Raw genomic sequence first — 22,991 nt, forward strand, 5'->3', positions numbered from 1 at the left:
TTCCTTGTACTTATGTGTCCGGTACCTTACACTCTTACTACGGATAGACAGCAAGTCATGGGTCCTTCTTCTAAATTCCAAAGCTCTTTAGTAGTTTACCTTATCAAAAGCCTTGAGACAAGTATTATCGCACATAAAATGAGAAAAGCCTCACAGAGCGAGCTATCTCCGAGACTAAAATAGCTCTATTTCTTCAATTTTAAGACTCATTACCGACTAGTTTTGCTCCTTAGATCTTAAATAACCCACGCCATTCCAAACTTAGTTGGGCCAACACCTTGAGGCATAACCAGCTCGAATAACAAAAAAAACGTTAAAAACGACAATCGTTTTTAACGTTTTTTATTAGTCTTCAGAATCAATTTTTGCCGCATTCTCCAGTTCTTTTCCAAGAATATCGCCTAGGGTAAAACCAGTGCTTTCCTCAGGCATTACATACTTCTCAACCACTTCCACAGGCTCAACTTCTTTTTCTTCCAGAGCTTTGATGCTCAAAGCAAGACGACGTTCAAGTGGATTGACTTCCAGCACTTTAACCGTAACCGTTTGACCTACCTCTAAAACCTCATGAGGGGTGGCAATATGTTTGTGAGAAATTTGAGAAATGTGCACCAAACCTTCAACACCTGGTAAGATTTCCACAAAAGCCCCAAAACTAGTTAGACGCTTAATCACACCCGTGAAAACAGATTCCACAGGTGCTTTTTCTTCAACAAGATCCCAAGGACCATCTGTTAAAGCTCTAATAGATAAGGACACACGACTTTTATCAGCAGAAATCGACAAAACTTTAACTCTCACTTCTTCTCCAACTTGGACAATATCGCTTGGCTTAGTCGTATGGTTATGAGACATTTCAGAAACATGAACTAAACCGTCGATGCCCCCAATTAAATTGACGAAGGCACCAAAATTAGTAATTCGCGCAACTTTCCCAGTTAGGATATCATCTTCTTTTAAATTAGCTAGGAACTCTTCTTTATTCTTTTGCGCTTCTTCTTCAAGAACAGCTTTATGAGACAAGATTAAACGATTTTCTGATGGCTCAATTTCAATGATTTTAACCGTCATCGTTTGACCTTTGTATTCATTAAAATCAGAAACAAAATGACTTTCTACCATTGAGGCAGGAACAAACCCTCTCACACCAACGTCTACAATTAAACCACCTCTAACCACATTTGTTACAAGCGCTTCAATTGTCTCGTTATTTTCTAAGCTAGTTTCAATCCCAGCCCAAATTTCTCTTGCATCTAAGCGACGTTTAGATAAAAGATAGCTACCGTTCTCTTTATCTTTTCCAATTGAGGTAATCACTACCACATCAAGAATGTCGCCAACTTTCACGACTTCATTTATATCTTCAGTTGGAATAGTTGACAGTTCCTTAAGTGGAACCACCCCTTCAACACCTGTACCAAGAATACTAACAACGGCTTGTCTCTCTTCTAAAGCAAGCACCTCACATTGGACGATATCGCCAACTTTGACCTCTTGAACGCTATCTAACGCATCGCGCATCACAGCGTTGTCATTTTCTACTTGAATATTTTCTACATCTGTCATGACTAAATGGCCTCCTCACCAACAAAAAAGTTATCATACACTATTGTAACCCATCTATGACGGGATTTCTAGAGTAAAGATTAAACTTTTTTAATTCACTTTAGTTTTTATTACCTTTTTGATACTCTCGACGACTTCATTGATTGATAAACCGGTTGTATCCAATCTTACAGCGTCCTCCGCTTGAATTAACGGGGAATTTTTACGAGTCGAATCCTTATGATCTCGTGCCTCAATCTCAGCTTTTAAACTTTCATAATCCGTCATGATTCCTTTTGACAGATTTTCCTTATAACGTCGATCTGCCCGTTCATTGACACTTGCCACCAGAAAAATCTTAACTTCCGCTTGAGGTAACACAGCAGTACCAATGTCACGGCCATCCATGACAATTCCGCCTCTTAAGGCAAGCTGACGTTGCTGCTTAACTAACTCCAAACGAATTCCTTTATGAGCAGAAACCTGTGAGACTAAATTAGTCACATCCGGTTGACGAATCGCCTCAGTGATGTCACGACCATTTAGAAATACCAATTGACCATCAGTCCCTTGCTCAAAGGAAATCGTCAAATGATGGACCAATTCAGTTAGTTTTACCTCATCACTTGGATCAACCTGTTGCTCAAGTGAAGCCAAGGTAATCGCCCGATACATGGCACCTGTGTCCACATAAATATAATCCAGCTCCTTAGCCAAAATTTTAGCAACTGTGCTTTTTCCAGCAGATGCAGGACCGTCAATCGCAATACTTATTTTTCCACTCATGTTAAAACTCCTTTTTCCTTTTAAACATTTAGCAAACTTCATAAGAAAAAGCCGCCTTACGACAGCTTTTTGATTATTTAAGTTTTAACTCTTGACCAACAGAAATTTCGTTGCCACTAATACCGTTTAATGCTTTCAACTCCTCAGTTGTTAAACCATTATTAACAGCAATCCGATACAAGTTATCCCCAGCTTGAACAACGTAACTACCGCCAGTTCCCGTTGCTGGTTGATTAGCTGGATCAGGTGTGTTGTTTGCATTCGCATTAGGATCTGGTTGTTGATTTTGTTGGGCAGCTAGTTCAGCCGCTTTAGCCTCATCAGCCGCTTTTTGAGCTGCCGCGGCTTGTTTCTCAGCCTCAGCTGCTTTAGACGCCTCAATCGAAGAGCTATCCACCGTCGAGCTAGATTCTTTTGTTGAAGAACTTGGCGCAGTTGACACAGAGCTCTTCATCACAATGTCGTTTTCCTTTTTAGGCTTAGCATAGCGATTTTTAGAAATACTATACATATAAGCTAATATCCCTGCGATTGCCACTAAAAGCACGACTAAGATTGAGATAAATACAGCATTGCTTGATTTTTTAGTCCGTTTATTTGCCCTTGAAGAGGACGTGTCATATTCAGTTTCATAAATGGGCTGTTCCCATGGCTCTTTACGTTCGTTATCTTTATTCACGAAAATCCTCCTAATTATTCTTCTGCTAATTATTTTACCACAAACTTGCCCTCGATGCCCTTAATATTCAAATTATGAATAGCTTTTTAAGGTTTTCTTGCCAATTTTTAGGTAAATTTAAGTTTCTTTCAGATTTTAAATAGCTTTCAGGCAAGATTTTACCATAGTTTCCACAGTTATCGCAACAAACTTGATTGATTTCTTTCATTTTTTCTGAAAAATGCGCCAACAAATAACCCCGCCGACAGCTAGATAAATGAATATAAGTGAGTATCTGGGCTAATTGCTGGCTTTTTTCTTGCTGTTTTAATGCCAGTGCCGCTGATAGCTCCTCTATAGTGTAATAGTTTTTTAAGTAGCCGTCCATCCATTTCTCCTGCAGTTCGTCCAACTGACCTTTGTGCGCTCGAATAAAGGCCGGTGTCTGATCTTTTAACGATGCTAATTGACGACTGGTTTCAGCTAAATCTTGTTGTAAATGACGATAAATTCGCTCATCACCTTTCTGGTATAATACGACCGCCAAGCTTTGCTGACCATCTCTGCCTGCTCGTCCAGATTCCTGGAGATATGCTTCGATGCTTGCTGGTAAATGATAGTGAATTATAAAACCGACATTCGCTTTATTGACACCCATTCCAAAAGCACTGGTTGCACAGAGGACATCTAACTGATTGCCTAAAAACTGTTGCTGAATCAGTGAGCGCTCCTGATTGATCATCTCACCGTGATAGAAGGCAACCCGTCTAGAAGTCCGTTGGTTAAGTTCTCGTGCCACCTCTTCGGCCCTTTTACGGCTGGCAAAGTAGATAATACCCGGTACATCTGTTCCACTTAGAAAAGACTCGATGTAGGCCACCTTATCGTCAGTTAGCTCCACTTCATAGACAATGTTTGGCCGATTAACAGACTGGCGAATAACTGTCGGTTTCTGGACAAATAATTTAGCCCTAATATCTTCTGCGACTTTTTCAGTGGCCGTTGCGGTTAAAGCCAGTACTTTAGTGATAGCCAACTCCTTGATAACCCGTTGAAGACCCTCGTATTCTGGCCTGAAATCAATGCCCCACTGAGAAATGCAATGAGCTTCATCTACGACTAACAAGGAAATAGTCACCCTACTTAAACTTAGGCGAACACTGTCTTGTGACAGCATTTCAGGGCTAAAAAAAACGAACTTATAACGAGATAGATTTGCCATAGCCCATTCTTTTTCTTCGTAACTCATTTGACCATTAATCGCAATGACTTGCTTCTCTCCCTGTTGCTTTAACTGCTGAACTTGGTCTTCCATCAAGGAAACCAACGGTGAAATAATGACTGTCATACCGCTAAATAAATAACTAGGTAATTGATAACATAGGCTTTTACCCGTTCCAGTTGGCAGGATCGATAAAGTCTCAGCCACTGATAAAACAGACTGAATGGTCTCCCGTTGGCCTTCTTTAAATTGGTCGAAACCAAAGCGCTCTTTTAATAACTCATCAATTGACATACCTCACTCTCCTCGAATAGATTGAATTTGGAAACAACGAAAGGCTAGAAAACTAATCCGATCAATACCTTGTCCTAAATCAGTATAACGCCAGTCTCTTACGTTGGGCTCGATTCGTAATAACTGGAGAAAGAACTCTCTGTCTTTTCCCACTAAGACCCGACCATAATCAAAATCCTCACTCATAATCGCCCATTCAATCAAATGGTCATTAACCGTGCTCTCCTTCAATTGCCGCTGATGACAAATTTCAGTCAGACTATAGCCCTTCTGAAAAAGTTGATAGCTTTTAAGGGCACTTTTATTAACCACCGGTTTATCGATACTTTCATACAAACTACTTATGTACGGAAAAGACTCTGGGGTCTTAAGGAGCTGATCAATGCTTAAATGACAGAGTTCCTTGTTGATTAAACCAATGTCAAAGGGATCAACCGACCCTAATTCAGCCAGTTGAACAGCAGTCAGCCCAATCTGACCATGACCAGTCAATGCCGCCACAGCAAAAGGGCGAACGGCCTCAGGAAATGATTCGATTAATTGCCGCCACTCTTGGTAGAAATCTTGCCCCAAAACTTGACGATCCTTGGGAAGATCCTGAAACCATCGGCGAATTAGATATTGCTTATGCCCATTGGTTTCAATTGGTTGATACTGAATATTTCGATGACAATACTCTGAAATGACCTGAGTCGCAAACATTAGCAGTTCCTTAAACCCCTCATCTACTCGGCCATAATAGAAACTATTCAACCCTCGATGTTCAATCACCGGGTGATCGTCAAGATACTTTCGCCCCTTCTGACTGATCTGAACCACACCAGGAGACAGCTCGATTAACAAGTGAGCTTCCAAAAGACGCTGAACAATTTGATTAACTTTTTTTTCTGTTAAATTAGGAAACAGAGAAAAATAAGCCAAGATATTATAGAAAAAACCATACATTAAAATAGACGTTGTCCGCTTGCCACGTAATAAATGAGCAAGAGTTGAATAACGCGCCTTGTAACCGTGTTGAAATAAGGATAGAATGAAGATAGTTTGTTTTTCCATATATTAATTACCTCTAGGAGCGATAGAATGATTGTTAACTTATTACCAGAAAAATGTATCGCCTGTGGCCTTTGCCAAGTTCTCGCCCCAGACGTTTTCGACTATACCGACGAAGGCATTGTCATATTTACAGAAGCACCAGATAGACAGCAATTTCGTCTCGATGATTCTTTAGTTGAACAAGGTATGGCTGCCTATAAACATTGCCCAACAAGAGCCATTGTCGTCCCAAAATAATAACTTCTACCTTAATTTTACCAGAATTGCCAGTCATTCGCTAAGAAAAAAAATACTTCCAAGCAGACATAGCTGGAAGTATTTTTGATTACACTTAAAGTTAATTAATTCGTTTTACAGGATGTGGTTCCAGTCCTTCTTTCTTAGATAACCATGGTAACAATTTGGCATGAACGGCCATAAAGACGACACTGATGATGCCTCCTTTTATTAAGTTAAAAGGAACAACCACTGTCACAATGTACTTACCAAATGCCATGCCGATATCAAAATTCATGACTTTCAAATACAAAGGTAAAGTCACAAAATAATTCATGAAAGACATTGCAACTGTCAGGCTAAGGACACCTACAATCAAACCAATGATCAAACTAAACTTGGAACGACTCTTTTTTGTAATAAAGTAGACGGGCATGACAAAGGCAACCGATGCCACAAAACTTGTTACATCGCCAATCAAATTAGCAACATCCCCACCAGTGGTCACAAAATGAATAACCGAGCGAAGGAACGCTGTGGTAATACCAGCAATTGGCCCAAACAAGTAAGTCCCAATTAAAATCGGGATGTCACTAAAATCGACCTTCATATAAGGAAACAGCGGTATCACGGGGAAGGCTAAAAACATTAACAAATACCCAATGGCAGCCAGCATGGCCACCCCTACCATTTTTTGTGTCTTACTTCTTCTCATCCTAATTCCTCCTCGAATCGCTTAACGAGTTTTTCTCGTAAAGCTGATTAAGGATTCACCTGCAGGCGAGCCTAACAACGAAGAGCTTCAATTCACTTTTATTGTGAAAAATAAAACAAAAAGCTATTTTCTACGTTAGGGCAGAAAATAGCAAATAGTCTTATCTGAAGCTTTCATCAAATAAGCTCTATCTTCTCTTATCCAGACTATACTGTCGGTATTGGAATTTCACCAATTCAGCCATTTCAAGCAACTACTTGAAACAGGTCGTGGACTATAACCACCGGTCGGGAATCACACCCTGCCCTGAAGACGAACCTTAAATATTTTATTGTTCACCATTATTATACTCAAAATAAACAAAAACACAATACTTTTGCCTCAATAAATTAATAAAATCACAAACCCTCTTTTTGAAAAGGCTTTATTTTTTCGCTTGCGGTGATGAATTAAATCGATACCCTCGCTTCCACTCCGTTTGAATTGCAGAGGCAGCAACAGACGAATACACCTTTAATTTATCCCGTAATTTACGAATATGAACATCTACGGTTCGTTCTTCTCCAAAATACTCATACCCCCAAACCCCTTGCAACAATTCGCGACGAGATATTACCTGATCCGGATGCTCAGCAAAATAACGTAATAATTGAAATTCGCGAGGAGTCAGCTTAACCTTTTTTTGATTAATCATCACCTCCCTATTACTTAAATCCAAAGACATAAAAGAAAAGACATAAAAATTACCGACTTCTTTAAACGGTGATGAATCATAAAAATACTTCAATAAGCGTTTTACGCGCAAAACCACTTCTCGAGGACTAAAGGGTTTTATCACATAGTCGGCTACCCCAAGTTCAAATCCACGAATGCGATGAGCGTCGTGTGACAAAGCGGATAAAACCACAATCGGTACTGCTGAGATTGCTGTTACCTCCTTGATAAAATCAAAATCTGGCTCGTCGCCAATGTGAGCCTCTGCAATCACCAAATGGACATTGTGTTTCCGAAAGAGAAATACCCCCTCATGGCCACTGGTAGCAGTCACGAGGGTTAAATTTTCTCTCTCTAATAATGTTTCAAGAATGGACTTAGTACGGCTATCGGGATCTACAATTAAAATCGTCCACATCATCTCAGATTCCTCCATAACCCCCCTTCAAAAGAAGAGTACGTATTAAACCGACTGTTGTTTATTTAGCAAGTTCCAGCAACGCATTGACTTCACGTCTGCTTAAGGAACGATATTGACCTGGTTTTAACCCGTCTAAAGTTAAATTACCGTATAACTCACGTTTTAACTTCGTGACAGGAAACCCTACAGCTTCAAGCATTTTTTTCACTTGATGATTACGTCCTTCATGGATCACCAATTCAACAATAGCCGTCTGCTTAAGATTGTCTGTTGACAAAATTTTAAACTTGGCAGGGGCTGTTTTTCTTCCATCAATTTTAACCCCTTGATTTAATGGTTTCAAATCTTTAGGAAATGGCACACCCATTACTTTTGCTACATATGTTTTATCCACCTCATGTTTAGGATGGGTTAATTTATTGGCAAAATCACCGTCATTTGTCAATAATAGTAAACCAGATGTGTCGTAATCCAAACGTCCTACTGGATAAATCCGTTCTCTGACACCTACAAGATAATCGGTCACTACTTCACGGCCTTTGTCATCGGAAACAGCTGAAATAACTCCCCGAGGTTTATAAAATAGATAATACACATAGTCTTCTTGGCTAATAGGGACACCATTTACTTCTATTTTATCACTGGCCGACACTTTAATTCCCATCTCGGTTACTTTTTTACCATTTACTTTAACGTGTCCAGCGCTGATTAATTCTTCTGATTTTCTTCGTGAAGCGATCCCGCTTTGAGCTAAGACTTTTTGTAGTCTTTCCATTTATACATTCTCCTCTGTTCTCTCACTATTACTATCTTGACCAATCATATCTTCTTTAAAGTTGGCAAAAAACAAATCGCTTGGAATTTCACGATCAATCTCTGCTTCCATCTCGGCAATTGAGGGTAAATCCTCAATAGTTTCTAACCCAAAGTAATTCATAAAATATTTAGTCGTCCCATATAAAATGGGTCGACCAGGACCATCTACCCGTCCTTTTTCTTCGATTAATTGTCGTGCAGACAACTTTTGAACTGAACCGGCCGACTGGACCCCGCGAATCTCATCAATCTTTAGCCGAGTAATCGGTTGTTTATAAGCAACGATCGATAAAGTTTCCAAAGCCGCTTGAGAAAGGGTATTGGACAAAGGTGACTGAGCGTAATTTTTAATGATGTCAGCGTACTCCCTTTTCGTCGTTAAAATAAAATGATTTCCCACTTCAAGTATATGAATAGAGGTATCTTCATTGGCCAGATATCGCTGTTTTAATTCCTCTAAGGCGTCAAAAATTTTTGCCGTTGACTCATCGATTAAGAAAGATAATTCGTCTAGTGAAATGCCTTCATCTCCTGCCACAAACAATAGCGCTTCTATTTGACCTGTAATCTTCATTCTTCATCCTGCTCCAGTTCTTCTTCTATTTCCCGGTTATATAAATAAATCGGGTCATAATTTTCCGGCTGTCTCGCCACAATTTGCCTTGATTTGACTAACTCCAAGAGAGCCATAAAAGTCGTCACAATTTCACTTTTAGAAAATGTGACAAATAAAGATTCAAAAGGAACACCTTGAGTTAAAGGTAAATTCTTCATTAAACTCGAAATAAACCCAATTTTTTGTTCAATCGTGTTGTGGTCATGGGTGATTGTCGTTTCCTTAGGCCCGTCACTTTTCCGTCTTTCCAAAATATCATGAAAAGCCAAGAACAAGTCAATCGAATTGATTTCATTCGGATCCAAAGGCGGAATTTCATCCTTATACTCATCTAAATTAGAGGGTTCCTTGGTAAAATAATTCCCTCGATCTTCTTCTTTTTCTTTCAAAACCGTCGCTGCATATTTGAATTTCCGATATTCCAGCAATTGAGCCACTAGAGCTGCCCGCGGATCTTCACCTTCCTCATCATCACTTTCATCAACCTCCAACTCCTGTTTAGGTAACAGCATTTTACTTTTTATCGCCATTAAGGTTGCCGCCATGACAATATACTCACCAGCCACATCCAGTTGTAAGGTGCTCATCGTTTTGATATACCCCATGTATTGAGCGGTGATTTGCGAGATGGGAATATCGTAAATATCGATTTCCAGTGTTTTAATCAAGTGAAGCAATAAATCTAACGGCCCCTCAAAAACCGCCAGTTTGACATTTAATTCCGTCATTTATGGACTCCTTTTACTCCCTATCCCTTTATTTAAGTATGTATAAATTTAACTTACTTAGGTAATAAACCTCAGGGACTTGTGAACTTTCCGAAAACTTATTATAGCACATTTAAGCCTTGATAGTTAGCAGTTTTTTCCACTTAAGCACGCGGGAAATGGTCTTTATAAACATCGGCCATCCGCTGTTTGGTAATGTGGGTGTAAATCTGGGTAGTAGAAATATCCGTATGTCCCAGCAACTCTTGGACAACTCGTAAATCTGCCCCATTTTCCAGTAAATGTGTGGCAAAACTATGACGTAGCGTATGGGGTGTCACTTCTTTTTTGATGCCTGCTTGCCCCACATAGGCTTTAAGATTTTTCCAAATTCCTTGACGACTAAAACCTTGCCCATGGTGATTGAGAAATAAATAAGGAACCTCCTGTCCCTTATTGGCCAATAGGGGTCGACTTCTTTCCATATAAATATTGATCCACTTAATTGCCATATCACCCAGGGGAATGATTCGTTCTTTATCACCTTTCCCCACCGTTTGAATCAATCCTAATGACAGATGTAAATCATCCATTTTTAAGGAAATTAATTCTGTTACCCGCAATCCAGTAGCGTACATTACCTCTAAAATAGCCCGATCCCGAATACCGTACTTGTCAACTGTATTTGGCGTTTCAATTAACTTTACGACTTCTTTTAAAGATAGTGTCTTTGGTAACTTTTGCGCCTTTTTAGGCGTCTCGATATGCTGCATAGGGTTACTCTCTGTATAACGCTCTTGCCGTAAAAATTGATGAAATTTCCGTAAACTAGAAATCATTCTCGTGATCGTCGCAGAACTTTTTTTCTCTTCCGACAATTGTTTTAAAAAAGCCATCACCAAATATCGGTCGATGTCCTCCCAGCTTTCAAGCTTATTTTCAGATAAATACTTTAAATATTGCATCAAATCCCGACGATAACTGACGACTGTGTTATCGGAAAGACCTCTTTCTACTTTTAAATAATGAATGTAATCATTTAAATCATTGTTCATGATCCTTATTCCTCTCTTTTGCTAAACCACATCATAACAAAGAAAGCTCTGTTCGTATACGAGATAACTAGTTAGTAATAATCCGTCTTTAACAAGGCCCCTTGGGTTAGTTTAAATAGTTACTGCAAGCTTCGATAGACCCCACTAAACGTATCACTGACACTTTGCTTCATCCGAATAAATTGATAAAAACCGGAACTCTGAACCCTTTGGTTGGCCGCTTGCCTCGAAATACCCAATTCTTTGGCCAGATTACTTTGTAAAACATGATCGCTATGCCCATTAGCTAATAAACTGATTTTGACTAACTCACGTTGGCTATCTCGCCAGCGATTCTCAACAAAATCACATAGTTTTAAACTATCATTTAATAATTGAAACTCACTGCCATCGCCGCCAGCACTCAGTAAAATACGAGACAATTGAGACGCATTTTCTTCGAGTACTCGGCTAACCGCACTACGGGCATGCCAAAAAGCAGGTCCATCCATCTCTCCTATTTTGCGACCATCCATAGCCGTCTGAATTTCACCTAAACCTACTCCAAAACGAAACTCCATCGGATAAAGTGAAAATTTTATTATATCAATAATTTCAAACAAATGCTCTGTTGCTTTAAACACCCCTTGAAATTCATCCTGATTTGTCATCGTCAAATCCACTGTTAAGCTAGCTTGATAGTTTTGATTTATCTGATCTAAAACATCTGTTAACTCCCTTGAAATGTTATGACTCCCCCTTTGATTCGATTGAATAACTGCGCCAATCAAAGCAATATACATACTTGTTCCTCCTACCATTAATACTATAAAGTCTATCAGAAAAGCTTTAATTGTCAAGGTTAGAACGCTGATTCCACTTTTTCACTTATTACATATCCTTGTTGAGGCAAAATTAAATAGGTCACACAAAAAAAGAACAAGATTAAAACCTTGCTCCTCTATATTTTATTCAGCTATCTTTTTCTTTTGACAATTGCTACAGACACCGTGAAAGGTTAAGCGATGGTCTTTCACAATAAATCGAAATCGCTTTTCAATAATCTTTTCCACATCGACTAATAAATCCTCTTCCACTTCTTCAATACCGCCACATTCAAGGCACAGCAAGTGGTGATGAAAGTGTTGAGCGCCTTCTTTGCGCATGTCATAACGAGAGACACCGTCGTTAAAACTGATTTTATCCACTACTTTTAATTCCGTTAGCATTTCTAGCGTGCGATAAACTGTAGCTAATCCAATGTCTGGGCTCTTCTGTTTCACTAACATATAGATTTCTTCTGCTGATAGATGATCTTTATCATTCTCCAGTAGTACTAAAACCGTCGCTTCCCGCTGGGGAGTTAGTTTGAAACCACCGTCGTGTAGCTGTTTCCTAATTTTACTAAGCATTGCACCTGTGTCCATAACATAACCCCTTAATTGTAATCATTATAAAAAAGATAGATGTTCTACCCTCTCTGTTTAAACTAATTATAATGTAAAGAACGGACTTTTGCAATGATTCTCAATTAGAAATCTGCAGAATTCCCATTTGTTGCCCTTTTTCAACAGCAGCCACACGAGAATTGACTTCAAATTTACGATAGATATTCAAAATATGGGTTTTAACTGTGGCTTCTGAAATAAATAAGGTCCTGGCCATTTCCTTCGTCGAAAGGCCCTTAGCTATCTCCTTCAGTACGTCTCTCTCCCTCTCTGTTAGTAAATAACTTGTGACTAATTGCCACCGATTAACAAGTGATTGATGAAATGCCCCTTCCACCCCTTCAAGTGACTGTTGAATCAGCTGATAGTCACGTTGAAACAAATTCCTTAATGTAGACTGTTCCAAGTAAAAAGGTTGTAATATCTCATCATCGCAAGCATAATAAACCGCCTCTCGATACAAGTCCTGAGCTTCTTTTAAGCATTCTGGTTTTCCTACAAGCCCCCGTATTTTGACCAGATTGCCTTCAACAATCTGTAAAGGTATCCTTTCTTTGCGACTCTCTAGAAGCATTTTTTCAACACCCTTGTCGGCTTTCTCAAAGCACCCCTCTGCCATCAATAATCGCAAATAAAGAAAAGTAGCCCCTTTCATCTTTCCTTCAGACGCCTCATATTTTTGTTGAAAAGATTGCTTAAGTTGTTGAGACAGCTGATTCGCCTCCAAAGCATAGGTCAATAAATTGGCAATCGGCAATAATTCCTCAAAAAAAGCTTTCTGCAACAACTGAGATAACCCTTCCCAAGCACGATCTGACTCGCCATTTAAGTACCAATATTCGACTTGATTGTATAAGTAGGCCTCTTCATGGATTGCAGCACCTTCGAATTCTTCGATATACTCAAGTTCTTTCTTAGCCTTGTCTAATTCGAATCGCTTTAAATAGGTCCCAGTTATGCTAATATGGTAGCTTAATTCAAAGAAAAGTGAGATCTGGCTTAATGAATTCGACTGGCCCACCAATTCTTTTATTTTCCCATAAACATGAAGCGCATCGTTGAAACAGCCCATCTCCTCTAAGAGTTGAGCTTCTATGTTTAAATTGTAAAAAGTCAGAAAATCACTCTTTAACGCCTTGGTCAGTTCTTGATTAAACCGAATTTGCGCCAACCCTTCTCGATATCGACACTGGTGGAACAAGACAGTCACATTCTTAATCATCATAAGAGCTTTCGTTGTCTCATTTGCCTTCAATTGCTGAATCCTTGGAGTGCTTAAAGCTGGCATATCAAAGACCACCTGCCGATCGCCTATTAAATATTCCATTCCACGAAACAATTCAAACTCTGGGTTCTCTGGAAGTTGGTTAATCGCTAATCGGTAGATGGCTTGCCCTTCATCCATTTCAAAATTAGTGTAATGAAAGAAAAATTTTTGAAGTGTAAAATCAAAATTTGTTATCATCGCTTCATTAGGGATCTGGTTCATGAAAAAAAGCATTTTTAAGGGTTGGCTGATTTCTAAAATCAAGGCCATTGCTTTTTCATAATCCAGCAACTTTAAAGCGATAGTAACAGCCTCCTCCAAGTCACCCAGCTCTTGAAAAACAACCAAGCCCTGATGTAAAATACCATTCTGATCAAATGGTTGCTGTAAGAGAAACTCCTCAAAAAGGTGATGATAGCGATACAACTGTTGAGAATGATCAACAATTTGAACCATGACATGGTAGCGCTCAAGCTGCTCAAGCCAATAATCATAGGTTTGTTCGGGTAACAATTCTTCAGATAGCTCCCGATTAAAATAAGAAAACTGAACCGTAACAAGCAAAAAACGTTGCACTTCTTTTGGTAACGCCCCATACATTTCACGTCTTAAGTAATCATAAACAAGTCCCTTTTCCTCTATCCTACTTAAACCTTGAATGGTTTTCACTGAATCAGCCAGCAACAATTGCAAGCCACCTATCCACCCTTCTGAAAAGTACCAATAGTCTTGTTTCAAATCAGAACTAAGTTGGCAATTCCCCTTTTCCATAAACATCAAAGCTTCTTCCTTAGTAAATGCTAATGTTTTCTGATCAATAGTTAGCAACTGGTTAGCCATTTGCCATTGAGCTAAGTAAAAAGGAATCGGTTGACGACTAAGAAGAATAACGTGGACATTTTCTGGTAATGCTCGAATAAAATACTCAATATCACTTACTAGCCCCTGATGCTGAATCCATTGGAAATCGTCTAGCACCATATACACAGGCGTATCTTGTAAATGATTAATCATTACGGCCAACCAGTCACGAATATGAAGTTGGGTGAATTGACTTTGAATTAATTCAAAATCGATGCTCGTTCCACTTCTAATAAAAGGTCGGACACCTTCCAGTAAGTAGCTCCAGAACAGAGGTGAATCATTGCAATCGGCCGTTAAATTTAGCCAAATCAGCCGCTCCTTTTCTTCAAAATAAGAAGCTAAAAGCATGGATTTACCCGAACCAGGGTTAGCCTCTAAGATAGTCAATTTAACTTGAGCCATCCCGTCTAAAACTCGTCTTAATCGCGGTCGCTCCAAATAATTAGGCGACACGTGAGGTTTTCTTAATTTAGTCGACAATAATATGGTCATATTTTCTCCTTTTTATCGGACAACAACCGACTAGTTTGATTCAAAGTGGACTGGGTTGCCTCATTAAATTTCATTGTATAATGAGTTTCAGTCGATGGCAAACCTAGTTTTTCAGCTTCTTACCTAAGATAAGGATGCCGCCTAACAGGAATAAACAACTACTGCATACAACATGGATTAAATAACCCGTTTGCAAAAAAATGCGCCCTTCACTAATTGTTGCCAGACTTAACAGACTCTTTTGAGGGAATAATTGACTAAAACTCGTGAACCACTGATGTTCTTTACCAATGATACCAAAACTACCTGAAACTACCGTACTTAGCACCAGAGTCGCAGACCCAATCATGTTTGCCGTATCACTAGTTTTAAACGCGCTCATCATCAATGTACCAAAACTGACCCCCAAAGCACAAATTAACGCAATCAGCCCACTATAAGTAAGCAAACTTGCCCCCAACTCCTGACGAAATATTCCTTGAATGACCAAAAGCAGGCCCATGGTAGGGAGATAAAGGAGTAAAAAGGCATTAAGACACTGACTGATTAAATAGGTCTTTAAAGACAGTGGCGATATCAACAGACGCTCCAATTGATGTTGCTCCTTGTCCTCGCCAATTAAGGCACTGAAGTTTAACCCTCCCATAAGTAAAAACATCATCATAAACCCGATGACCTTACTTAAAATTTGATTGTCCTCAACGGGTTGAGTCCCAGCTAACCATTGTCTCAAAACAGAGGCCATTTCTTTCTTCTTAGGGGTGCTAATTTGATACTCACCATTAGCAATCAGTGCCAAATACCCATCGAATTTTCCTGTCATAAATTCTGCATTGGTTGGTTCTTGATCGACTGTCGTAAAGATAAAAGGACCATTAGGAGGTAGATCCACTTCCCCGATTACAGCAATCCTGCCAAGCACCACGGGCTGGTTTCCTAAATAAATAGCAGCTACTAATGAAACAGCGGTTAGGCTAAAAATCAACAGAAGTTGACCTAGACGCTGCCGATAACGATGTCGATTAAGACTAAACACAGCTCTCATAGATAATCATCTCCTTTAAATAATCTTAATGACAGCATCCCACCTACTAATGATAAACTTAAAATAACGAGCAAAGCGCTGTAATAGTGATAAAAATTACCATCATAAATCACTTCGAACAAGGTGTTTATTACCATCGTAACAGGTGAATATTGACTGACAGCCCCTAACTTATCTCCCAGAACATAAATCGGAAAAAAACAACCGGACAGGAGCGCTAAGGTCTGAACCATTAAACTGGTGACCTGATTAGCCGTTGTTTCAGTTTTGAAAATCGTACAAAATAAAATACCTAAGACAATCGAAAATAAATCAACTGCTATTAATAAAAGCCAAACCGCTGGCCAATATGGACCACCAAAATTCACTTGAAAGACTCCATATAAAACAAGCCCATCCAATGAGTAAAACAACACTGAAAAAATAAAGGTGGCTACTATTTTAGACAGTGGAATAAAATAAACCGGAACCGGCAACATAATCAATCGCATATTTGGTAATTTAATTCGCTCCTCCATAAAGGCGTTAGCTGAAAAACTCGAACTTAGTAGGGCTGAAAACAACATCATGGTGATACCAAAATAATCAACAGGCCTCATCACATGCCCGCTTCCTCCCAGAAAACTTAGTGTCATCACAAGTAGTATTGGAAATAGCGTGGCATAAGCGACCCACATAGGATTTTTGATTAAATTTAACAGGTCTAGTTCAACCATTTTTCGTAGTTCATACATCTGGTTCATTCCCTTCTAACCATAATAGTCTAATCTCGCAGATTTCTCCCTGTTAGTTGTAAAAAGACTGTTTCTAAATTAGCGGACTCAATCGATATGTTCTTAATCTTGATTGAAAAATTCAACAATTTACCAATAATCCGATCTAAATTATCAATGTTTTTTAAAGTTTTTATCGTGACTAGATTCTCTGATATTGTCGCCTCTTTGACGCCTTCCAAGCTGTATAATTGATCGATCTTTATCGACCTGCCTTCTGACACCTCAATCTCAATTAACTGGTCATTGACCACTGCCTGTTTAAGCTCTTCTTTTGAGCCTTCAGCCAGCATCTTTCCTTGATCGATAATGATAATTCGACTGGAAATTTCTTCTACCTCTTCCATGTAATGAGTGGTATATAAGATAGTCATGCCCTCATCCCTTAATCTGCGGATTGCCGTGAGAATATGTAAACGTGATTGCGGATCAATTCCCACCGTTGGCTCATCCATAATCAACAACTCAGGATTATGTGCAATCCCACAAGCTATATTTAAGCGTCGCTTCATCCCACCAGAAAAGGTCTTTACCACCTCTTTCCGACGATCCACTAGGCCTACAAAGGCTAAAGCATTTGACACCTGCGTTTGGAGACGCTCACCCTTTAGGCCGTATAAGGAAGCAAAAAAAGTCACATTAACTTCTGCTGTTAAATCGTCATAAAGCGCCAAATCTTGAGGGACTATCCCAATTTGCCGTTTAAATGCCAAATCATTTACTTTCAGTTTCCTCTGATGAAAAAACAACTCACCGCTGTCATAGCTAAGAGCACCTGTCAAAATATTAATCGTCGTACTTTTCCCCGCTCCGTTTGGGCCTAAAAGACAGAGAATCTCTTTCTCATAAATACTAAAAGATAAATTATTCACCACGGTGTTTCTTCCAAATACCTTACTAATCCCTCTGACCTCTAATAAAGTGTCCATACATTCTCCTTTTAAAATTTAATTGTGAAAAATAACAGCTATTACTTATGCTAAGTCTAGTATAGAATTTTCTCTAGTAAAATCCTATCCACCATTCGGTTGATATTACAAAAAAACTAGAAAATGATGAGAGAGTTCCTCTCATCATTTTCTAGTTAATAGGCCTTCAATAACGCCAACAGTTTATTTGACGTTTGCTGGTTTCTGACAGTAATCCGTTGTTGCAATGATTTATTTTTTGTCAGCTCTTTCATTAGCGGTGAATCTGATAAACGAGGACCGATTCGCATTACTAAAACCCGTCCTCTAACCAGAACCTCCTCTTCTTCCATTGAAAACGTATTTGACTCTGACGTTCCAATAAGATCTTGTGCATACCCATACACCAATTGTTGATCGCCGATGATTGTCTGACACAAATCCGCCATCTCTTGATGAAACCTTTCATACTCATCTTTCGTATAAACCACTACAGGTATCTCAAATCCATATTTTGCTTTAATGACTTGAGTGATAAGTTGCGACACCTTCAATGAATTAGCTTCGTCACTTCGTACAATAATATTCCCACTGCGAATATACGTTTTTATGGCGGAAAAACCAGCCTCAGACAAATATTCGCTTAACTCAGCCATTGGTATTTGCCGATGTTTTCCTACATTGATTCCTCTTAATAACACCACAAAGATTGCCACCTTAGCCCCTTCTTTCTCATGTATTGCCATCCTTACAGGTAACAATACATTAACCTCATTAACCCCTGTTTAATTTAAGACTCTTTTCTCTAATTATTATAACAAATATCCCCAGACTCGGCCAAGTTTTACATTCTTGAGTAATTCATTTATAATAATACGAAACTAGGGACTAACTGGTTAGCTTTATGAAATGAGGAACTAATATGACTACTTATCAATTTGTTACTAACTATAAAAATAACGACACTCTACGCCAAAGCTTTTTTGAGCTGGCTTTAGCTACTTTTGACCTAAATTTTATGCCTTGGTTTGAGCTAGGTGCATGGAATGACGACTATTGTTGCTACTCCTATGCTGACGGTGATCAAATCATCGCCAATGTTTCCACCACACGAATGACTGTCCATTTTCAAGGCAAACTAAAACAAGCCATCCAAATTGGGACAGTTATGACTCACCCTGATTATCAGCAGCAAGGTTTGGCTGCTAAGCTGATGGACTATGTGATTGCTACCAATGAAGAACAAGTAGATTTTATTTACCTATTTGCCAATGATCAAGTGTTGAATTTTTATCCTAAGTTCGGTTTTCAGCCTTACGATGAAAGCCAATTCATCATCTCCATCGATCAAGAATGGCAACCCGCTACCAAATCATACCGCCAACTCAACTGCGACTCAAAAAAGGACTTAATCATCCTCCGTGAATTAGCTTTAAATCGATTGCCTAACTCTCAAAGACTTGGGATTAGCGATAATGCCAGTTTACTTTTATTTTATACCACCTTGATTTTTCCACATCACTTATTTTATTTTGAGACAGAACAAACACTGATTATCGCAGAATCGACCAGTACTACACTGAATGTCTTTGATATTGTTCAAGTTAAAAAAACAGACCTCAAACCAATGCTCTGTCAATTAATTAATAATGAAACAGCCACCATCCAACTATTCTTCACGACTGATAATCAGGAATTCACCATCAATCCGCTAAGCCAAACTGACAAAGAGGATTATCTGTTCATTCGGCCTCAATTAAACACCTGGTCCAACCAAACATTATTCCCATTAACCTCTCATGGCTAATAGTTAACATTTTAAAGAGGAATCATTCTACTGATTTCTCTTTTATTATTACAATTATTTATATTAAAAAACTTCATTATGACCCTATCAGGGATAAAAAATCAATTATCATTCAATTGTTGACAATATGCACGATTTACCGTATCGTTATAGATAGATGATATAAGTTATTTAATTTTAAAAGAGGGTTCAAAATGATCCCGATAAAAAGGGGGGCATTGTTTTGAACACATTGATTTTATATACGAGTAGACACGGCACAACTAAAGGCTATGCCAAGGAAATCGCTGCCCAGCTCTTCCCTAAAGGACATGTCCTAAACGTCAAAAAAATTAACCACCACCAAATAAATCAATTCGACACAATAGTCTTAGGCACTCCCATATATGCAGGTCAACCACGACGTGATATGAGTGATTTTTGTCAGAAGTTTCACAATGAGTTACTGACAAAACAACTCTATTTGTTTGCTTCTGGTCTGGCGTCTGGTGATTTGGCAACACGGGAGTTACAAGGGGCTTATCCTGAATCCCTTCAACATCACGCAGAGGGAAAAGTGTTTTTAGGTGGCGCCGTTGACTATTCTTCGCTGAATTTATTAGAAAAAGGCGTGGTCAGCTTAATGCCAAAAGACGACTTTCAAATACCAAACATTAAAAAGGTCCAACAAATGTCAAAACTCAACAGGCAACAAATGGTCCAATTCAGCCAATCGATTAGGCCTATATTCTAAAAGAAATCGCCTTCTGCAAGATGCAAAAGGCGATTTCTTTTAATTGTTGTCTTTGATTTCTTCGAACGTTTTTAATCCTACGTAAACTTCCTCGGTCAAGACATTCCGTTTATATTTCTTAATACGATAGATATGATAAACAAATACGGCTATATTGGCTGCTAGAGATAAGAAACTAGCAATAAAAAGGGAGGCATCACTGTGAGTGCTTGCTACTGCAAATTGAGACTCACCAACAAAAGCTGGGAAAGACATAGTAAACATCATCCAAAAAGCTAAGGTTTGAGCACGATGCTGTAACCAAGCCCCTTTTTTTATGAAGAAAGCAGGAATTGTACAAGAAATTAATAAGGCTGCTCCTGCATAAAATGAGTGATCGGAGACGCAGTTGTAGACATAAGCAAAATTCCACAGATCATAAGCTATGATCCAGAACCACATTTGATCTGGCCAAACCATGTCTTTTTGTTTGTCTTTACTAATTTTAATTCCGACCCATCCAGAAATGGTTAAAATATTAAGAATTCCTGCCACACCATTCATGATATTCCAAATACCACCATTCATCAAAACTCCATCAACCATTCCCTGCAAAGAATAAACTTGGAAATCACGAATAACAGCCTCCATGATATTGATTGCTAGAATAAGTGGGGGGAAAATCAGCAGATATTTGTTGTTGCTTGCCCCTTTAATAAAACGTAAAGCTAAGAAACCAAGACACCCTGCCAAGGCTGAATAGACCTTTACCCAATGGAACCATGTCCCAGTACTACTACCAGCTCCAGCCGTCGTCGGCCAAACAAAAATCGTTAATATGACTGGCACAACCGTAAATAATACCAGGGCTACCCACTTATTCAGTCGCGCTAATTCATTTAGCCCCATTAAAACTGCGACGACTGCCACCCACATCAAGGCAGATTGCCAAGTGATGTTTTCAAAGAAAAACATTGTCATTCCTCCATTTTCCTAAATAATTAATATAATAACTAACAAGTCTTATCATACTCAGATTAATTATTTAAGCTATAAACAAAAAGAGGAATTTGCCCAACTATTAAACAAAAACATAAAACTGCCCAAAAATTTCTACGTATCTTTGCGATAGGTAAGAACCCGTTCAATCGCCCCCACTGTCATCCGTTCCACACGATTAACAAGCTGCCCTTTTGGCTCCCGCAAGTTAGTTAACAACCAGTGAATGACTTGGGCCACAATTGCTCGTCCATAAAAATCAGCAATTTCATGGCGTAGATTAGTATCTAAATTTTCGCCATAAGTTTCCAACGACATGATAGTCAGCAACATATCATAGGTAATCCGATATAAAAAACTTTCCAAACGATCCCGACTTAAAGAATGAAAGGTATTCATGCAAAATGCCCGATTATCCTCAGTATAGTTCAAAACCTTCATTAAACCAGCTTGCCAACTATCCAGTTGGGTGCAAGATTCTAAACTAAATACGACTTCATGGTCAAAAGTCCAACTCAATAAATCATTAATATCTGAAAAATGATAATAAAAGGTATTACGTGATACTCCTGTTATTTCTGTGATTTGACTGACACGAATTTTATCTAACGCCACTTTTTTCATTAGCTCTTTCAAGCCAAGTGACAACGCTCTTTTCGTCACATACCCTTGCTCCATCAAACATCCCCGCTTCCCACTATTTTCCCCACACCCATTATACGGCTTGATGTAAATTTAGGATAGTGGAAACAGGTCTGTAGTACCTCTTTTTCTTAAACGATCGAATTTATAACGACCTGAAATACTTATTATCACTTATTAAAAATCGCCACTGCCTCTGATTCTGGTATTGCCTTTTATTTCAAAAAGAGAGATAATTGTATGCATATCCTTTGTCACAAGTATCTACTAACTGAACTATCACTATTGCGGCTTCCCAACACTTGATAAGCTGAAAGGAACTATCTATGACTGTTACGGACTCATTTAACTTCACTCTACCAACATCAAAAAACGAAGACTTTATTAACAAACATTCCACTAGCAGCCTCGTTATTGCCACTTATAATGCTAAACTAATTATTGGCTACAACAATTGGCGTCAGCAGTGGGAATTCCCTGCTGGCAAACGAGAACATGCTGATAAAGATTGTTACGATACTGCCCAGCGTGAGTTTTTTGAGGAAACCCATCTCATATCTGAAAATCTGCGATTGGTCGGTCTGATTACCATTTCAAAGCCTAATCAGTCTACTCGCTATCGAGCTATATTTTTAGATAATTTAACCTATTTCACACCATTTACGCAACAGATTGGTGACGAAATGGCTAAGTTAGCTTTATTTCCATCATCTGAGTTAACTACTCTAAACATCGATGCTGGTGACTTGGCTATTTATCACAGATTACAGAAAGAAGGTCTGCTAAATGTTCATCTTCCATGAAATTAATCAAAACAACCTTGTAGAGGCGTTAGATTTAGTTAAGGAGACTTTCGATACATCGGCCAACCATTATGGCCCGGAAGGCGTTTACTCCTTTTATCACTTTATCGATGAAACCAACGTAAAAAAATCATTATCTACTGGTGACATGGTACTATACGGAGCTTATACCAATCACTCCTTAGTAGGTGTTTTAGGGATTCGCCAACCAACTCATATTTGTTTGCTTTTCGTTGATAAAAACTATCATCGTCAAGGAATTGCCCGTGACTTATTCAATAACTGGAAAAAGACCCTGAAGCAACCTGCTTCTATCACGGTAAATTCGTCGCCTTACGCCATTCCAGTATATGAAAAATTGGGTTTTTCTCCAATTAAACCAGCACAAACTATTGATGGTATTACCTTTGTGCCAATGATAGCAGCCAACTAAG

The 22,991-nt window shown here is 38.8% G+C and carries 25 protein-coding genes and 1 riboswitch; of the genes, 5 read left to right on the forward strand and 20 right to left on the reverse strand.

The window, feature by feature from the left end; all coding sequences use genetic code 11:
- Positions 1–345: 345 nt before the first annotated feature.
- From rpsA to RWN13_RS00810, 5 genes are all read right to left on the reverse strand, one after another.
- Entirely contained in the window at positions 346–1,566 is a 1,221-nt protein-coding gene (rpsA, locus tag RWN13_RS00790; protein ID WP_314059483.1) for a 30S ribosomal protein S1, read from the reverse strand.
- 90 nt (positions 1,567–1,656) lie between these two features.
- Positions 1,657–2,331, reverse strand: a complete 675-nt coding sequence (cmk, locus tag RWN13_RS00795) for a (d)CMP kinase (protein WP_314059484.1) — start codon at positions 2,329–2,331, stop codon at positions 1,657–1,659.
- A 73-nt stretch (positions 2,332–2,404) separates the two neighbouring features.
- Positions 2,405–3,010 carry an SAG1386/EF1546 family surface-associated protein gene (locus RWN13_RS00800; RefSeq protein WP_314059487.1) on the reverse strand — a complete coding sequence of 202 codons (606 nt, stop codon included), beginning with the start codon at positions 3,008–3,010 and terminating at the stop codon, positions 2,405–2,407.
- A gap of 67 nt (positions 3,011–3,077) precedes the next feature.
- Positions 3,078–4,505 (reverse strand): ATP-dependent DNA helicase RecQ, encoded by a 1,428-nt coding sequence (locus RWN13_RS00805; RefSeq protein ID WP_314059488.1) that lies wholly within the window; start codon positions 4,503–4,505, stop codon positions 3,078–3,080.
- 3 nt (positions 4,506–4,508) lie between these two features.
- Entirely contained in the window at positions 4,509–5,558 is a 1,050-nt protein-coding gene (locus RWN13_RS00810) for a helix-turn-helix domain-containing protein (RefSeq protein WP_314059489.1), read from the reverse strand.
- Positions 5,559–5,585: 27 nt separating this feature from the next.
- On the opposite strand from RWN13_RS00810, the gene RWN13_RS00815 reads away from it, so the two are divergent.
- Complete coding sequence (locus RWN13_RS00815) at positions 5,586–5,795, forward strand: ferredoxin (RefSeq protein WP_314059490.1); 210 nt, start codon at positions 5,586–5,588, stop codon at positions 5,793–5,795.
- Positions 5,796–5,895: 100 nt separating this feature from the next.
- Here the strand turns inward: RWN13_RS00815 and RWN13_RS00820 are convergent, their stop codons facing one another.
- The 13 genes from RWN13_RS00820 to RWN13_RS00880 form a co-directional block, all read right to left on the reverse strand.
- A complete protein-coding gene (locus RWN13_RS00820) occupies positions 5,896–6,489 on the reverse strand; it encodes an ECF transporter S component (protein WP_314059492.1) in 594 nt (197 codons plus the stop codon).
- Positions 6,490–6,674: 185 nt separating this feature from the next.
- Positions 6,675–6,807, reverse strand: a riboswitch (FMN riboswitch).
- 106 nt (positions 6,808–6,913) lie between these two features.
- Positions 6,914–7,624 (reverse strand): response regulator transcription factor, encoded by a 711-nt coding sequence (locus RWN13_RS00825; RefSeq protein ID WP_314059493.1) that lies wholly within the window; start codon positions 7,622–7,624, stop codon positions 6,914–6,916.
- Positions 7,625–7,682: 58 nt separating this feature from the next.
- Positions 7,683–8,399 carry a pseudouridine synthase gene (locus tag RWN13_RS00830; RefSeq protein WP_314059494.1) on the reverse strand — a complete coding sequence of 239 codons (717 nt, stop codon included), beginning with the start codon at positions 8,397–8,399 and terminating at the stop codon, positions 7,683–7,685.
- A complete protein-coding gene (gene scpB, locus RWN13_RS00835) occupies positions 8,400–9,014 on the reverse strand; it encodes an SMC-Scp complex subunit ScpB (RefSeq protein WP_314059496.1) in 615 nt (204 codons plus the stop codon).
- A complete protein-coding gene (locus RWN13_RS00840) occupies positions 9,011–9,784 on the reverse strand; it encodes a segregation/condensation protein A (RefSeq protein ID WP_314059497.1) in 774 nt (257 codons plus the stop codon). The genes scpB and RWN13_RS00840 overlap by 4 nt, the downstream gene beginning before the upstream one ends.
- A gap of 143 nt (positions 9,785–9,927) precedes the next feature.
- Positions 9,928–10,818: a site-specific tyrosine recombinase XerD gene (gene xerD / locus RWN13_RS00845; protein WP_314059498.1), complete on the reverse strand. Its 891-nt coding sequence runs from the start codon at positions 10,816–10,818 to the stop codon at positions 9,928–9,930.
- 119 nt (positions 10,819–10,937) lie between these two features.
- Positions 10,938–11,600: a SatD family protein gene (locus RWN13_RS00850; protein ID WP_314059500.1), complete on the reverse strand. Its 663-nt coding sequence runs from the start codon at positions 11,598–11,600 to the stop codon at positions 10,938–10,940.
- A 165-nt stretch (positions 11,601–11,765) separates the two neighbouring features.
- Entirely contained in the window at positions 11,766–12,224 is a 459-nt protein-coding gene (locus RWN13_RS00855) for a Fur family transcriptional regulator (protein WP_314059501.1), read from the reverse strand.
- 100 nt (positions 12,225–12,324) lie between these two features.
- Complete coding sequence (locus RWN13_RS00860) at positions 12,325–14,868, reverse strand: LuxR C-terminal-related transcriptional regulator (protein ID WP_314059503.1); 2,544 nt, start codon at positions 14,866–14,868, stop codon at positions 12,325–12,327.
- A 103-nt stretch (positions 14,869–14,971) separates the two neighbouring features.
- A complete protein-coding gene (locus tag RWN13_RS00865; RefSeq protein ID WP_314059505.1) occupies positions 14,972–15,913 on the reverse strand; it encodes an ABC transporter permease in 942 nt (313 codons plus the stop codon).
- A complete protein-coding gene (locus tag RWN13_RS00870; RefSeq protein WP_314059507.1) occupies positions 15,910–16,647 on the reverse strand; it encodes an ABC transporter permease in 738 nt (245 codons plus the stop codon). The genes RWN13_RS00865 and RWN13_RS00870 overlap by 4 nt, the downstream gene beginning before the upstream one ends.
- Before the next feature lie 29 nt (positions 16,648–16,676).
- A complete protein-coding gene (locus RWN13_RS00875) occupies positions 16,677–17,615 on the reverse strand; it encodes an ABC transporter ATP-binding protein (protein ID WP_314059508.1) in 939 nt (312 codons plus the stop codon).
- A gap of 155 nt (positions 17,616–17,770) precedes the next feature.
- Positions 17,771–18,355, reverse strand: a complete 585-nt coding sequence (locus tag RWN13_RS00880) for a DUF1697 domain-containing protein (RefSeq protein WP_314059510.1) — start codon at positions 18,353–18,355, stop codon at positions 17,771–17,773.
- Between the two features lie 161 nt (positions 18,356–18,516).
- Between RWN13_RS00880 and RWN13_RS00885 the strand changes: the two genes are divergently transcribed.
- A complete protein-coding gene (locus RWN13_RS00885; protein ID WP_314059512.1) occupies positions 18,517–19,401 on the forward strand; it encodes a GNAT family N-acetyltransferase in 885 nt (294 codons plus the stop codon).
- Between the two features lie 223 nt (positions 19,402–19,624).
- Positions 19,625–20,134, forward strand: coding sequence for a flavodoxin domain-containing protein (locus RWN13_RS00890; RefSeq protein WP_314059514.1), 510 nt, complete (start codon positions 19,625–19,627; stop codon positions 20,132–20,134).
- Positions 20,135–20,173: 39 nt separating this feature from the next.
- On the opposite strand, the gene RWN13_RS00895 is transcribed toward RWN13_RS00890, so the two are convergent.
- Both RWN13_RS00895 and RWN13_RS00900 read right to left on the reverse strand, forming a co-directional pair.
- On the reverse strand, positions 20,174–21,088 hold the full coding sequence (locus tag RWN13_RS00895; protein ID WP_314059516.1) for a DUF5692 family protein: 915 nt from the start codon (positions 21,086–21,088) through the stop codon (positions 20,174–20,176).
- 138 nt (positions 21,089–21,226) lie between these two features.
- Complete coding sequence (locus tag RWN13_RS00900) at positions 21,227–21,790, reverse strand: TetR-like C-terminal domain-containing protein (protein WP_314059517.1); 564 nt, start codon at positions 21,788–21,790, stop codon at positions 21,227–21,229.
- 290 nt (positions 21,791–22,080) lie between these two features.
- Here RWN13_RS00900 and RWN13_RS00905 point away from each other — a divergent pair, with 290 nt between their 5' ends.
- On the forward strand, positions 22,081–22,557 hold the full coding sequence (locus tag RWN13_RS00905) for an NUDIX domain-containing protein (protein ID WP_314059518.1): 477 nt from the start codon (positions 22,081–22,083) through the stop codon (positions 22,555–22,557).
- Positions 22,541–22,990: a GNAT family N-acetyltransferase gene (locus RWN13_RS00910; protein WP_314059521.1), complete on the forward strand. Its 450-nt coding sequence runs from the start codon at positions 22,541–22,543 to the stop codon at positions 22,988–22,990. The genes RWN13_RS00905 and RWN13_RS00910 overlap by 17 nt, the downstream gene beginning before the upstream one ends.
- Position 22,991 lies beyond the last annotated feature (1 nt).

Source organism: uncultured Vagococcus sp. (assembly GCF_963518325.1).
Classification (GTDB): Bacteria; Bacillota; Bacilli; order Lactobacillales; family Vagococcaceae; genus Vagococcus_D.